This is a genomic window from Streptomyces sp. NPDC096040, assembly GCF_040303265.1.
Taxonomy (GTDB): Bacteria; Actinomycetota; Actinomycetes; order Streptomycetales; family Streptomycetaceae; genus Streptomyces.
In genome coordinates, this window is sequence record NZ_JBEOTA010000038.1 from 54064 (window position 1) to 66591 (window position 12528).

Annotated in this window: 10 protein-coding genes; 4 read left to right on the top strand and 6 right to left on the bottom strand. The window is 71.1% G+C overall.

The annotated features are described in order from the left end of the window. Position 1: 1 nt before the first annotated feature. Entirely contained in the window at positions 2-979 is a 978-nt protein-coding gene (locus tag ABTY98_RS36285) for a Vgb family protein (RefSeq protein WP_352225370.1), read from the bottom strand. 24 nt (positions 980-1003) lie between these two features. Next, positions 1004-1351: a hypothetical protein gene (locus ABTY98_RS36290; RefSeq protein WP_352225371.1), complete on the bottom strand. Its 348-nt coding sequence runs from the start codon at positions 1349-1351 to the stop codon at positions 1004-1006. Positions 1352-1606: 255 nt separating this feature from the next. On the opposite strand from ABTY98_RS36290, the gene ABTY98_RS36295 reads away from it, so the two are divergent. From ABTY98_RS36295 to ABTY98_RS36305, 3 genes are all read left to right on the top strand, one after another. Next, positions 1607-2995 (top strand): glycoside hydrolase family 43 protein, encoded by a 1389-nt coding sequence (locus ABTY98_RS36295; RefSeq protein WP_352225372.1) that lies wholly within the window; start codon positions 1607-1609, stop codon positions 2993-2995. A gap of 236 nt (positions 2996-3231) precedes the next feature. Continuing rightward, positions 3232-3798, top strand: a complete 567-nt coding sequence (locus tag ABTY98_RS36300) for a hypothetical protein (RefSeq protein WP_352225373.1) — start codon at positions 3232-3234, stop codon at positions 3796-3798. A gap of 101 nt (positions 3799-3899) precedes the next feature. Further along, the gene (locus ABTY98_RS36305; protein WP_352225374.1) at positions 3900-4592 is read left to right on the top strand and encodes a class F sortase; all 693 of its coding nucleotides are present in this window, start codon (positions 3900-3902) and stop codon (positions 4590-4592) included. A 69-nt stretch (positions 4593-4661) separates the two neighbouring features. Here ABTY98_RS36305 and ABTY98_RS36310 read toward each other — a convergent pair whose 3' ends face one another. The 4 genes from ABTY98_RS36310 to ABTY98_RS36325 form a co-directional block, all read right to left on the bottom strand. Beyond that, a complete protein-coding gene (locus ABTY98_RS36310) occupies positions 4662-5669 on the bottom strand; it encodes a LacI family DNA-binding transcriptional regulator (protein ID WP_352225375.1) in 1008 nt (335 codons plus the stop codon). Between the two features lie 2 nt (positions 5670-5671). Beyond that, positions 5672-6973, bottom strand: a complete 1302-nt coding sequence (locus ABTY98_RS36315; protein WP_352225376.1) for a glycoside hydrolase family 27 protein — start codon at positions 6971-6973, stop codon at positions 5672-5674. Between the two features lie 17 nt (positions 6974-6990). Next, positions 6991-8514, bottom strand: a complete 1524-nt coding sequence (locus ABTY98_RS36320; RefSeq protein WP_352225377.1) for an alpha-N-arabinofuranosidase — start codon at positions 8512-8514, stop codon at positions 6991-6993. A 173-nt stretch (positions 8515-8687) separates the two neighbouring features. After that, positions 8688-10142, bottom strand: a complete 1455-nt coding sequence (locus tag ABTY98_RS36325) for a glyceraldehyde-3-phosphate dehydrogenase (RefSeq protein WP_352225378.1) — start codon at positions 10140-10142, stop codon at positions 8688-8690. Positions 10143-10318: 176 nt separating this feature from the next. Between ABTY98_RS36325 and ABTY98_RS36330 the strand changes: the two genes are divergently transcribed. Beyond that, positions 10319-11512 (top strand): glycosyltransferase family 39 protein, encoded by a 1194-nt coding sequence (locus tag ABTY98_RS36330; protein WP_352225379.1) that lies wholly within the window; start codon positions 10319-10321, stop codon positions 11510-11512. The last annotated feature ends 1016 nt before the right edge of the window (positions 11513-12528 follow it).

Sequence of the window (12528 nt, forward strand, 5' to 3'; positions counted from 1 at the left end):
CTCAGGCGGGCTTGATCCGTCCGATCGCGTTGCCCAGCAGTTCGGTGAACCACACCGTGCCGTCCGGGCCGGTCGTGAGCCGGAAGGGCGCCTTGTCGGCACCGGCCGGCACCGGTACGACGCTGATCCTGCCGTCCGCCGTCACCCGGCCGATACGGCCGGACCGGTCGGTGAACCACACCCGGCCGTCCGGCCCCGCGGCGATCCCGCCGGGGTCGCCGTCCGCTCCGGGCAGCGGGAACCGGGTGACATGGCCGTTGGCGTCGATCCGGTCGACCGAATCCGACCCGGACGCCGTGAACCACATCCCGCCGGGCCCGGCGACGATGTCCTCGGGGAAGTCCGCACGGCTCGGCAACGCGAACTCGCTGATCCGGCCGGTGGATTCGATCCGTCCGATCCTGCCGCCGGCGAGTTCGGTGAACCAGAGGGCGCCTCCGGCACCGGCGGCGATGCCGTACGGGAGGGCGGCGGCCGTGGGCACCCGGTACTCGGTGATCCTGCCCGCGGTCGTGATCCGGCCGATCCGGTCGGTTCCCGGTTCGGTGAACCACAGCGCGCCGTCGGGCCCGGCGGTGATCCCGGCGGGTGCGCTCGCGGCCTTGGGCAGGGCGAACTCGGTGACGGCGCCGGAGGTGGTGATCCGTCCGATACGTCCGGCCGCCTGCTCGGTGAACCAGAGGGCGTGGTCCGGCCCCGGCGTGATGGCGAAGGGCGTGCTGCCCGGGGCCGGCGTGGGGCGGTCGGTGACAGTGCCGTCCGCCGCGATACGCCCGATCCGGGCGGCGCCGGACTGGGTGAACCACAGCGCCCCGTCCGGCCCGGCGGTGATCCCGGCGGGGAGGCTGTCGGCGGTGGTGATGATCGGATACTCCGTCACATCACCGCCGCCGGCGCGGGCGGGGGCCGCGACGGCCGTCACGCCGGTCAGGGCGCCGAGCAGGAGAGCGAGCACACGTCGGGGGAGTCGGCCGGGCATACGGGGTCCTTGTCAGACGGACTTTCAGGACGAGGCTAAGCGCCACCGTCCGGTCGTACGACCCGGTCGGTCCGGACGGGGGAGGCGGTGGGCGAGGAGCGCGACTCCCTCGCTGCCGTCCGGCGCCGTCGCCCAGGCGGCGCCGGACGAGCAGGCCGCGCCGACCGGTCGCAGTGCGGTGGGACGCCCGGCTCTGCCCTGCCGGCCGGGTGAGCTGACCGCCGTCGCCCACCATGACGGCAGGAAGGTCGGCCGTACGACACTGCAGACGGCCGGCGCCCCTGCCGTCCTGCGTCTCGTCAGTGACGTACGGTCCCTGACCACAGGGCCGACGACCTGGTGCATGTCCTCGTCGAGGTCGTCGATACACACGGTCGGCTCATTTTCTGACGCGGCGCTCCGGGTCGGGTTCGAGACCGAGGGTGCCGACGGCGGGCAGCTTCAAACAGCCCCGCCGCCACACCTGGCCGGCCGCGCCCCGCCAAGCGGGCGGGCCATGAAGAGAGACATCCGAGTAACTCCCTTGTTACGCAAGCATTGACGCGCTCCACACGTCCCTCTAGTTTCTGATCGCCTCTCCGAACCGCGTTCGAAGTCTCGGACAATCCCCCGTCGTCTGGAGCGCACATGAACGGCACCCCCCTGCCGCGCCGCCACTTCCTCGGCATGGCCGCGACCGTCCCCCTCGCCGCCACCGGCGCCCTCGCCCTCGGCGCCGGAACCGCCCGGGCCGCCGCCAACTCGGCCTATGTGATGTGCTACTTCACCGAGTCCCCGGACATGCTGGCCGCCAACTACGGCCTGCACCTGGCCGTGAGCACCGACGGCCTCCAGTGGACCCCGCTCAACCAGAACAACCCCGTCGCGACCCCCACCGCGGGCTCCCTCGGCCTGCGCGACCCGTTCATCCTGCGCAAGCAGGACGGCACCTTCGTGGTGCTCGCCACCGACCTGAACGGCACCGACTGGACCTACGTCAGCCAGTACATCCACGTCTGGGACTCCGCCGACCTGCGCAGCTTCACCGGCTACCGGCGGATGAAGCTGCACGACATGGTCACCCACAGCTGGGCGCCCGAGGCGTTCTGGGACGCGGGCCGCGGCCAGTACGGCGTCATCTACTCCGCCGTCAACGGCAGCGGCCACAACGTCATCATGATCAACTACACCGGTGACTTCGTGACCGCCGGAGACCCCCAGGTCTTCTTCGACCCCGGCTACGACGTCATCGACGGCGACCTGGCGGTCGGCGTGAACGGCGTCAACTACCTGTACTTCAAGAAGAACTCCACACTGGTCGGCGCTCGCTCCACCTCCCTGGACCCGGGCAGCTTCACCGAGTTCAGCACGGCCGTCTCGCACAACGGCACCGAGGCCCCGACCCTGGTCAAGTCCCTTGCCTCAAGCTCCACCTGGTATCTGTGGGGCGACACCTGGTCGCCGAACGGCGTCTTCTACGCCTGGCAGACCAGCGCCCTGTCCGTCGGCACCTGGACGGCCCTCGACCAGAAGACCTACACCCAGCCGCTCAACTCCAAGCACTGCGGCATCCAGCCCATCACCTCGACCGAGTACAACAACCTCGTCGCCAAGTGGGGCACCCCCACCTGGAACCGGCTGAAGTCCTACAACTACCCGGCCCGGTACGTCCGGCACAGTAACTTCGTCGGCCGGATCGACGAGTACGCCTTCGACCCGTACACCGACGGCCTGTGGAAGCTGGTCCCGGGCCTCGCCGACAGCAGCGGCGTGTCCTTCCGGTCGGTCAACTACCCGACCCGCTATCTGCGCCACTACAACTACCAACTGCAGCTCGACGAGAACGACAGCACGACGGCGTTCGCCCAGGACGCCACGTTCTACCGGACGGCCGGTCTCGCCGACTCCTCCTGGACCTCGTTCCGCTCGTACAACTACCCGACGCGCTACATCCGCCACTACGACTACGTGCTGCGGATCGACCCCGTCTCCACGAGCACGGAGAAGGCCGACGCCACGTTCTACGTCGGCTACTGACACCACGGTGGGCCCGCCATGCGGCGACACGCCGACGACGGGCCCATACACCCCCGAATGGCCGCGTGTCGCCGGGCGGGATTGACCCAGCCGGGCGGTGTTGGGCGTGTCGTCACCACGGATGGGCGGCCTGGATGGTGCCGAGCGCGGGGCTGGCTGACGGTGGTTCATGTCGGGGCCGGGTCGTTTCAGCCGATGGAGTATCCGCTGCCCGGTCACGGCGGAAGGACATCGAGATGCGTTCTGCCCGCATGATCCTCGCGACGACAGCCGCCACCGCTGCCCTCGCCTTCGCGGCACCCGGCGCTCAGGCCGCGGTCGCGGGGGACTGGGACAACGGAGGCCGTGACGACTCTTCCTACAGCAAGGAGCACAACGACGACAGCAGCCACGATGGGCCGCGCGGCGGGATGCACACGGGCGGCGGTGTACTCGCCGCGGCGAAGCTGAGCAACGCGTGGGACTCGGACAGCGGCAACGACAGCAAGTTCGACCCCGAGACCTACAAGGACAAGGACGAAGGACAGGGAAGCAAGGGCGACAAGGGCGACAAGGGCGATAAGGGAGACAAGGGCGACAAGGGGAAGGACGAAGGCGGGGGCGGCGGCCGGGACTCGGGCCGGGACGAGGGCAACTCGTGGGGCGACGACGAGGACAGTGAGAAGCCGCACGGTGGCATGCACACCGGCGGCGGCGGCCTCGCCACGCCCGGGGTCACGGCCGGCGGGCTGGCGGTCCTCGGTGTGGCGGCGGCCGGCGTATACGCGCTGCGGCGCAGGAATGCCGACGGGTCCATGTCCTGACGGGCTTACGCATACGGGAGCCGCGGCCGCCGACCGTCGTGCGCGCGGCCGCGGCCCCCGTTCCGCCCCTCCCGCTGCCGTGCCCCAGAAAGGTGACTCCGATGGCAGCTGGCCCCTCCTCCCCGACCCCCGAGGCCCCCAACCCCGACGCCCCGAACCCGGGGGACCCGAACGGCCCCCGGCGCGGCGGACGGCTGCCCGTGTGGGCCGTGGCCGCCCTGCTCATTGCCGTGGCGCTGCTCGGCGGACACGGCAAGGCCTCCGACGCCACGGGCAACACGCCGGCCGAGAGCACGGACGCCGCCCCCTCGGGCGGTGTGCGCCGGGTCGGCGAGGCGCTGCCCCGGTCCGCGCCGACCCGCCTGCTCATCCCGAGGATCGCCGTCGACGCCCCCTTCACCACCCTCACCCTCGCCCCCTCGGGCCAGCTCCAGCCCCCGCCGTCCGACGACATCAACCTCGTCGGCTGGTACTCCAAGGGCGCGGCGCCCGGCGAGGCGGGCACCGCGATCATCGCTGGGCACGTCGACACCAAGATCTCGGCGGCCGTCTTCGCCCGGCTGTACGAACTGGAGCCCGGCGACCGTTTCACGGTGCTCCGGGCGGATGACACGAAGGCGGACTTCGTGGTCGACGACGCCGAGACCTTCGCGAAGGACGACTTCCCCAGTGAACGCGTCTACGCGGACACCAGCCGCCCCGAGGTACGCCTGATCACCTGCGCCGGCGACTACGACCACGACGTGAAGGACTACACGGATAATCTGGTCGTCTTCGGCCACCTCGTCCGATGAGCACGGCACGGCCACGGGCCGAGGCCGAGTGATCACCCCACGGTCGCCGTCCGCGGGCGGCTGACTGGTTCAGCCGCCCGTCGACTCCCGTACCACCAGGCGGAAGGGGCCGACGAACTCCTCCCGCTCCGGCCCGGGCCCGGCCCGGTCGATGCGAGCCGCCAGCAGGGCGACGGCGCGTTCGGCCATCAGGTCGTGGTCCGGGTCGACGGTGGACAGGGAGGGGACGAGGTACGCGCTCTCGTCGACGTTGTCGAAGCCGATCACCTTGACCCGCTCCGGCACCCGGAGCCCGGTGTCGGCGAGCGCGCGCAGCACACCCATGGCAACCGTGTCCGTCACACAGAACACCCCGTCGAAATCGAGGCCGTCGGTCACCTTCTCCCGGATGCGGCGGGCGGCCTCCTGCATGGTGAACGACCCGGCGGTCACCACCAGCTCCGGGTCGGCCGGCAGCCCCGCGTCCGCCAGCGCCCGCAGATACCCGGCGTGCCGCAGGCTCGACACATCGACCTCACCGCCGAGGCGCCCGCACACGAGGGCTATCCGCCGGCAGCCCCGCTCGACGAGATGGCGGGTGGCCGCCTTGGACGCGGCTTCGTTGGGCATCGCGACATGGTCGACGGGCCCGCCGAAGATCCGCTCGCCCAGGATCACCACCGGATGGTCGACCTCCAGCGCCTCGACATCGGCCGGCCCCATCCCGACGGTGCTGAGGATGAGGCCGTCGTAGAGCCGGTTGCGGGACAGGGAGAGGGCCGCCAGCTCGTTCTCCCTGCGGGCGCCAGTCTGCTCGATGCTCACCCCGAGGCCGTGCCGGGCGGCCGCCGCGATGATCGAGGCGGCCAGCCGGCCGTAGTACGGGCGGTTGATCTCGGGGACCGCCAGACAGATCGTCCCGGTACGGCCCTTGCGGAGATTGCGGGCGGCGACGTTGACCCGGTAGCCGAGCCGGGTCATCGCCTCCAGGACGCGGTCCCGGGTGGCCGGGCGGACGTTGGGGTGGCCGTTGATCACATTGGAGACGGTCATCGCCGACACTCCGGCCGCCTTCGCCACGTCCTGGATCGTCGCCACACTCACTCCCGCCCGCTGTCCTCGGCAAGACGATAGAGGGCGGCGCCATGGGCGGGCAGTTCGACGGTCAGCCGCCGCCCGTCGTGGGCGGTGTCGGTGCGGGTCCAGAGTTCCCGGACCTGGTGGCGGGGGTCGGCTCCGATCGAGCCCAGCGGCACCTCGAAGCGGCGCGCCTGGTCCGCCAGCGAGAACACCGCCGCGTACCGGGTGTGCCCGTCGGTGTCCCGGGCGGTCCACAGCACCAGGTCCCGCTCCCGCAGCACCTCCCGGTTGCCGGTGCTGTGCCACAGGACGTCGAGCGCCTCGTCGTTGGTGAGCAGTTCGATGGTCTCGTGCGGGCTGGTGGGCAGGTCGCCGCCCATCATCAGCGGTGAGCGGGAGATCAGCCAGAGAGTGAGCAGGCTGATCTGCTCGGGGCGGGTGAGGGCCGACTGGCGGTCCGCGCCGCGCTCCGCGCGGATGCCGATACGGCCCAGCGGCAGCATGTCGGCGTCCGCCCAGCCCTGTCGGCCCTGCCAGGGAGCCCAGCGTGCCATCCGCGCGAACTGTGCCTCGACGTCCTCCCAGCGGTCCCACAGGTCGTCGCAGACCCGCCACATGGTGGCGTGCTCCTGCAGGTGGTCGAGGCGCGCGAGGGACATGTCCGTGCCGGGGGAGAGGCTCAGCTCGATCGGCCGCCCGCTGCGCTCGACGGCACGCGCGTAGGCGGCGATCTCCCGCTCGTGGTACGGGAAGAGCATGTCGTCGGCCTTGACGAAGTCGACGCCCCACTCGGCGAATTGGGCCACCTGGCTGTCGTAGTAGGCCTGGGCGGCGGGGTGGTCGTGGTCGAGGCCGTAGTTGTCGGAGTTCCAGGGGCACACGGAGTCGGTGTCGGCCACGTCGGCGGCCGTGAACTCCGTCCCCAGCACCGGGAGTTCCGCCTCGACCGCCCGCCGCGGGATGCCCCGCATGATGTGCAGCCCGAACCTCAGGCCCATGCCGTGCACCTGCCCGGCCAGCGGCCCGAACCCGGCCCCGGCCGCGGCGGAGGGGAACCTGTTCGGTGCGGGGAGCTGGCGGCCGTGGTCGTCCAGGACGAGCGGGGCGGCCGGGTTGTAGCCGTGGGCCCGCGCGGTGGGCTCGTACCACTGGATGTCCACGACCACGGTGTCCCAGCCGTGCGGCAGCAGGTGCCCGCGCATGAACTCCGCGTTGGCGAGGACCTCTTCCTCGGTGACGGTGGTGCCGTAGCAGTCCCAGCTGTTCCAGCCCATCGGCGGCCGCAGTTGGCGCGCGGGCAGCGGACGTGGGGATCGGGTCATGTGCGCACTCCTGAGGGTCAGCGCGGGTTCAGAGGTGCCTGGACGGTGACGAACGAGTGAGGCGGGAGGGAGAGCCGCAGGCCGTGGGCGATCGCTGTGAGATCCTCGAAGTCCTTCGGTGCGACGGCTGTTGAGGTCCCCGGTGAGTTGTGGGCCTGGAGTTTGTCGGCCGTCAGGACACGGGCGGTCGGCTCGCCGAGGGTGCCGCCGCGCAGGTCGAGGGTGATGTCGGCGGGTTCCTCGGCGTCGAGGTTGCTCAGCGAGATCAGGACCTTGCCGTCCTTGACGCTGGCGGAGGCGGAGAGGGTGTCGAGTTCGGCGTCCCCCACCCGGCGCCGGGTGTCCTCGCCGCGTAGGTGCACAGGAAGCGAAGTGGCTTCCTGGTGGCCCTTGTTCATCTCGAAGACGTGGTAGGTCGGGGTCAGGACCAGGGCGTCGCCGTCGGTCAGGAGCATGGCCTGGAGCACGTTGACCGTCTGGGCGATGTTGGCCATGTGCAGACGGGCGGCGTGCTTGTGGAAGATGTCGAAGTGGGTGCTCGCCACCAGTGCGTCGCGCAGGGTGTTCTGCTGGAAGAGGAAGCCGGGGTCGGTGCCGGGCTCCACGTCCCACCAGGTGCCCCACTCGTCGAGGACCAGGCCGACCGTGCGGCCCGGGTCGTAGACGTCCATCACCGTGGAGTGGCCGGTGAGGATGCGGTCGATACGGCGGGCCGACAGCATCGTGCGGTAGTAGTCGTCGGTGCCGAACTCGGTGGCGCTCCCCTTGGCCTCCCAGGGGCCGGCGAGCGTGTAGTAGTGCACGGACAGACCCTGGAAGAAGTTTTTCGGGGTGGCCTCGCAGCCGAAGCAGCTGATCTGCTGCATCAGGGTCTCGGTCCACTTGTAGTCGGCGTCGGAGGCGCCCGAGGCGATGCGGTAGAGCTTGTTGTCCCCGTGGTCGCGGCAGTAGGTGGCGTACTGGCGGGCCAGGTCGGCCGAGTACTCGGCGCGCATGTTGCCGCCGCAGCCCCAGGTCTCGTTGCCGATGCCCCAGAACTTCACTCGCCACGGCTCCTCACGGCCGTTCTCCTTGCGCAGCCGCACCATGGGGCTGTCGCCGTCCCGGGTGAGGTACTCGACCCACTCGCTCATCTCGCGGACGGTGCCCGAGCCGACGTTGCCGCTGATGTAGGGCTCGGCGCCGAGGAGTTCGCACAGAGCCATGAACTCATGGGTGCCGAAGTGGTTGTTCTCCTCGACGTTGCCCCAGTGCGTGTTGACCATCCGGGGCCGCTGCTCGCGCGGGCCGACGCCGTCCCGCCAGTGGTACTCGTCGGCGAAACAGCCGCCGGGCCAGCGGAGGTTGGGGATGTCGAGGGCGCGCAGTGCTTCCACGACGTCCAGGCGGATGCCGCCCGCGTGGGGGATGGGGGAGTCCTCGCCGACCCAGAAGCCGCCGTAGACGCAGTGGCCGAGGTGTTCGGCGAAGTGGCCGTAGAGGTGGCGGCTGATGGTCGGGCCCGCGATGTCGAGGTTGATGATCCCGGTGGCGGTGGGCACGTGGGCACTCCTGTCCGAGAAGCCGGATGTTCGATATCTGGAACGGTGTTCGCGAAGCGTTTGTATCGATAAAAAGCTGCCATCGGGGCGTGGGCGCGTCAAGAGGGGTGCAGCGCAAACGGCCCGGCTGCCCTGCACTCGCAGGGCAGCCGGGCCGCTGAACGTGGGGAGCGTCAGACCGCCGTCGCCGGGAACGTCGGGTACTCCACGCCCGAGACGTGCTGCACGACCCGGACCACCTGGCAGGAGTAGCCGAACTCGTTGTCGTACCAGAGGTAGAGGATCGCGTTGTCGCCCTCCACCTTCAGGGCGCCGGCGTCGACGATCGACGCGTGGCGCGAGCCGATGAAGTCGCTGGAGACCGCGTCCGGGGCGGTGATGAAGTCGATCTGGCGCTTCAGCGGCGAGGTCAGCGACACCTCGCGGAGGTAGTCCACGACCTCCTCGCGGGACGCCTCCCGGGCCAGCTGGAGGTTGAGGATCGCGATCGACACGTCCGGCACCGGGACCCGGATCGAGCTGCCGGTGATCCGCGCCTTGAGGTCGGGCAGCGCCTTCGCGACGGCGGACGCGGCACCCGTCTCGGTGATGACCATGTTGAGCGGGGCGGACCGGCCACGACGCTCCGACCTGTGGTAATTGTCCAGCAGGTTCTGGTCGTTGGTGAACGAGTGGACGGTCTCCACGTGCCCGCGCAGCACGCCGTACTCGTCGGCCATCGCCTTCAGCGGCGGCACGATCGCGTTGGTGGTGCAGGACGCGCAGGACAGGATCTGCTCGTCCGGCTTGATGGTGTCGTGGTTGACGCCGTGCACGATGTTCGGGACGTCGCCCTTGCCCGGCGCGGTCAGGACGACCTTCTCGATACCGGGCCGCAGGTGCTCGGAAAGGCCCTCGCGGTCCCGCCACTTGCCCGTGTTGTCGATGAGGATGGCGTCCCGGATGCCGTACGCCGTGTAGTCCACCTGGGACGGATCGTCGGCGTAGATCACCTTGATCTCGTTGCCGTTGGCGAGGATCGTGCTGTTCTCCTCGTCGACGGTGATCGTGCCCTGGAACTGGCCGTGGATGGAGTCGCGGCGCAGCAGCGAGGCACGCTTGACGAGGTCCTCGGCGGCCCGGCCGCCGCCGCCTCGCACCACGATGGCCCGCAGCCGCAGCCCGTTGCCGGAGCCGGACTTCTCGATGAGCAGCCGGGCGACCAGGCGGCCGATGCGGCCGAAGCCGTACAGGACGACGTCCCGCGGCTCGCGCTGCTCGATCTTGTTGGCGCCGGTGGCCCCGGCGACCGCCTCCGCGGTGAACGCCTCGACGCCCAGGCCCCGGTCGTCGGCCTTGTAGGTCGCGGCGAGCATGCCGATGTCGATCTGGGAGGGGCCGAGGTCGAGCGTGGTGAGTGCCCGCAGGAAGGGCATCGTCTCGGTGACCGAGAGCTCGGCGCCGGCGATCTGGCGGGCGAACCGGTGCGTCTTGAGGATGCTGACCACCGACTTGTTCACCAAGGAGCGGCTGTGGAGGAGGACCGTCACGTCCCGCTCGCGGTGCAGCTTCCCGATGATCGGGATCATCGACTCCGCGATCTCCTCGCGGTTCTTCCAGTTGGTGAACGAGTCGTCGTTGACAGTCACAGACCTGAATCTCTCGATCGAGCTGGGTGGCGCTCATATGCTAAACCGCCCGGTGAATGATCGATCAAGGGGGTCCCTGTGTGACGCGGGTCGCCAGGATCTGAACCAGTGCGGAAGACCGTGAGAAACCCCCGGGTCGAGTTGCGCCGCCGTGAGCCGCTACCGAAGGTCGGAGTGTGAGCACGTCTTCCGTCCCGCGGCCCGAGTCCGCCGTCCTGTTCGGGGCCGCCGACCCCGGATCCGTCCGCCGGACCCCGTCCGGTCTGGTAACCGCCCTCATCCTGTTCGTGGCCGTCCGGATCGCCGGAGTGGGCGCCGTCGTCCTGGCCAACCACTTCACGGGACGCCCCCTGGTCCGGAACCTGGCCCACGTCTGGGACTCCCGCTGGTACCTGCACATCGCCACGTACGGCTACGGGGACCTCATCGAGATCACGCGCAGGGGAGCCGTGCAGGCCGACTGGGCGTTCTTCCCGCTGTACCCCGGGCTCATCCGCGCCCTGACGACGGCCCTGCCGCTCACCCCCGGCCAGGCCGCGCTGCTCGTCGCCGGAACGGCGGCCGTCGTGGCCGCGTGGGGCGTCTACCGGATCGGCGACCACCTGTACGGCCGCGCCGTCGCCGTCGCGCTCGTCGCCCTGTGGGCCGTCCTGCCCCAGTCCGTCGTACTCACCATCGCCTACACCGAGTCCCTCTTCTCCGCCCTCGCTGCCTGGTCCCTGTACTGCGTACTCAAGGGCCGCTGGCTGGGGGCCGGTGCCCTCGCCGCGCTCGCCGGTCTGTCCCGGCCGAGCGGTTTCGCGGTCGCGGTGGCCGTCCTCGTCGCGGGCGCGTACGAGGCGGTGCGACTACGGGGCCGCGTCCCCGTCGGGCTGTGGGCCGGGTGCCTGCTGGCGCCCCTCGGCTGGCTCGGTTATGTGCTGTGGGTGGGGCACCGGACCGGTGATCTCCTGGACGGCTACTTCGGCGTGCAGCGCGCTTGGAACTCACGGTTCGACTTCGGACTCGGCTCTCTGCGCTTCCTGAAAGGGTTGCTGTTGCACGGCGGGGGCTTCGTCTACGCGGCGGACCTGGTGATCGTCGTGTCGGCCGTCCTGCTGTTCGGTCTGCTCTGCCTGGACCGCGCCCCGCTGGCGCTGGTGGTCTTCGCGGGCATGCTGGTCGTGGTGGTCGTGGGCGGCTCGGGCTCGTTCTCCTCCAAGCCCCGCTTCCTGCTTCCCGCCTTCCCCCTCCTGATCCCGCTGGCCCGCGCCCTGGTGCGGAGCCGGCGCGCGCGTCCGGCTCAGGCCGTCCTCGTCGTCGGCGCCCTCGCGGTGGTCTCGCTGCTGTTCGGGGCCTATGTCATGACAGTCGCCCGCGCACCGCTGTGACGTCCGGCTGCCCCGCAGGCCGGCGGCCACGCCGACCAGCCGCGGCCGGAAGGCGTCCGCCAAGGAGTCAGGACGGTGTCGGACCGGGTCACCGCGTGCGGGGCGCGGCGGATCGGCGAGGGGCGGTGCGTGGTGCCGGGACCGGGGGTGAGGGCCGTCCGGAGTCGAGCGCGACACCGGGCTTGGTGTCGCTGCGGCCGGGGAAGTCCGACACCGGTCGCCGATACCGGTGTGCGGCGGTGGCCTCACTCGAACGGCGGGCCCTGTTTGATTGCTCGTACACGGCGTCACCGGGCACCTCGCCACCGGCGGCCGGGCCCCGGCGGGATCGCCCTCGTTGCGCGCCGACGACGTGCCGACCGAACGCTTCCACGGCGGAGTCCCCGACCTGGTGCTGCGTGCCACGACGGCGGCAGGCCGGTCGGCGCCCTGCGGCCTGGGCCTGCCGGCGGCCGCATGGTCGTGCGGGTGCTCGCCGGTCCGAAGGTGGCCGGCGCCGAGTCGTACCGGCTGGTCCCGTGAGGGCCGTACGAACCGGGGCGGCCGGCTTCCTCCGGACCCGGCGCGGCGTTCGAACGACGGCTCTGCCCCAGCTGCTGTGGGTGTTCGGCAGCGTCGGGGCCGCCTGCCTTCCCCTCGCGGTCGGGATCATCGCCGTCCTCGGCACCTTCGCGGCGGGCCTTGCGCCGGCCGTCGACCACAGCCTCTTCCTGGTCGCGGGCTCCCGTGAGGAACGCGGGTGCGGCGCCGGTCACGAGGCCGCACCGGACCGGACCACGGCCGCCGCGGGCCGTACCGGCATGGTGTCCGCGAGCGTCGGCGTCCCCACACGGGCGGAGCGGCCCGAGGCGCCGTCCGTCAGACGCGCCGGACGCTTTCCGCCCGAGCCTCGGGTGCCTTCCGCCCGGAGAAGGACCGGTGGGGGGGGGGGGCGCGGGAGCGGGGGGGGGCCCCGCGCCGGCGGGGCGGGGGGGGGGGTCGGGGGGGGGTGGTGTCGCGTGAACTGGTGCGGGGGC

Excerpts from the sequence above, each read along its gene's own strand:
- ABTY98_RS36315 (WP_352225376.1), bottom strand. The coding sequence starts at position 6,973 with ATGACCCGATCCCCACGTCCGCTGCCCGCGCGCCAACTGCGGCCGCCG.
- ABTY98_RS36285 (WP_352225370.1), bottom strand. The coding sequence starts at position 979 with ATGCCCGGCCGACTCCCCCGACGTGTGCTCGCTCTCCTGCTCGGCGCC.
- ABTY98_RS36295 (WP_352225372.1), top strand. The coding sequence starts at position 1,607 with ATGAACGGCACCCCCCTGCCGCGCCGCCACTTCCTCGGCATGGCCGCG.
- ABTY98_RS36300 (WP_352225373.1), top strand. The coding sequence starts at position 3,232 with ATGCGTTCTGCCCGCATGATCCTCGCGACGACAGCCGCCACCGCTGCC.
- ABTY98_RS36305 (WP_352225374.1), top strand. The coding sequence starts at position 3,900 with ATGGCAGCTGGCCCCTCCTCCCCGACCCCCGAGGCCCCCAACCCCGAC.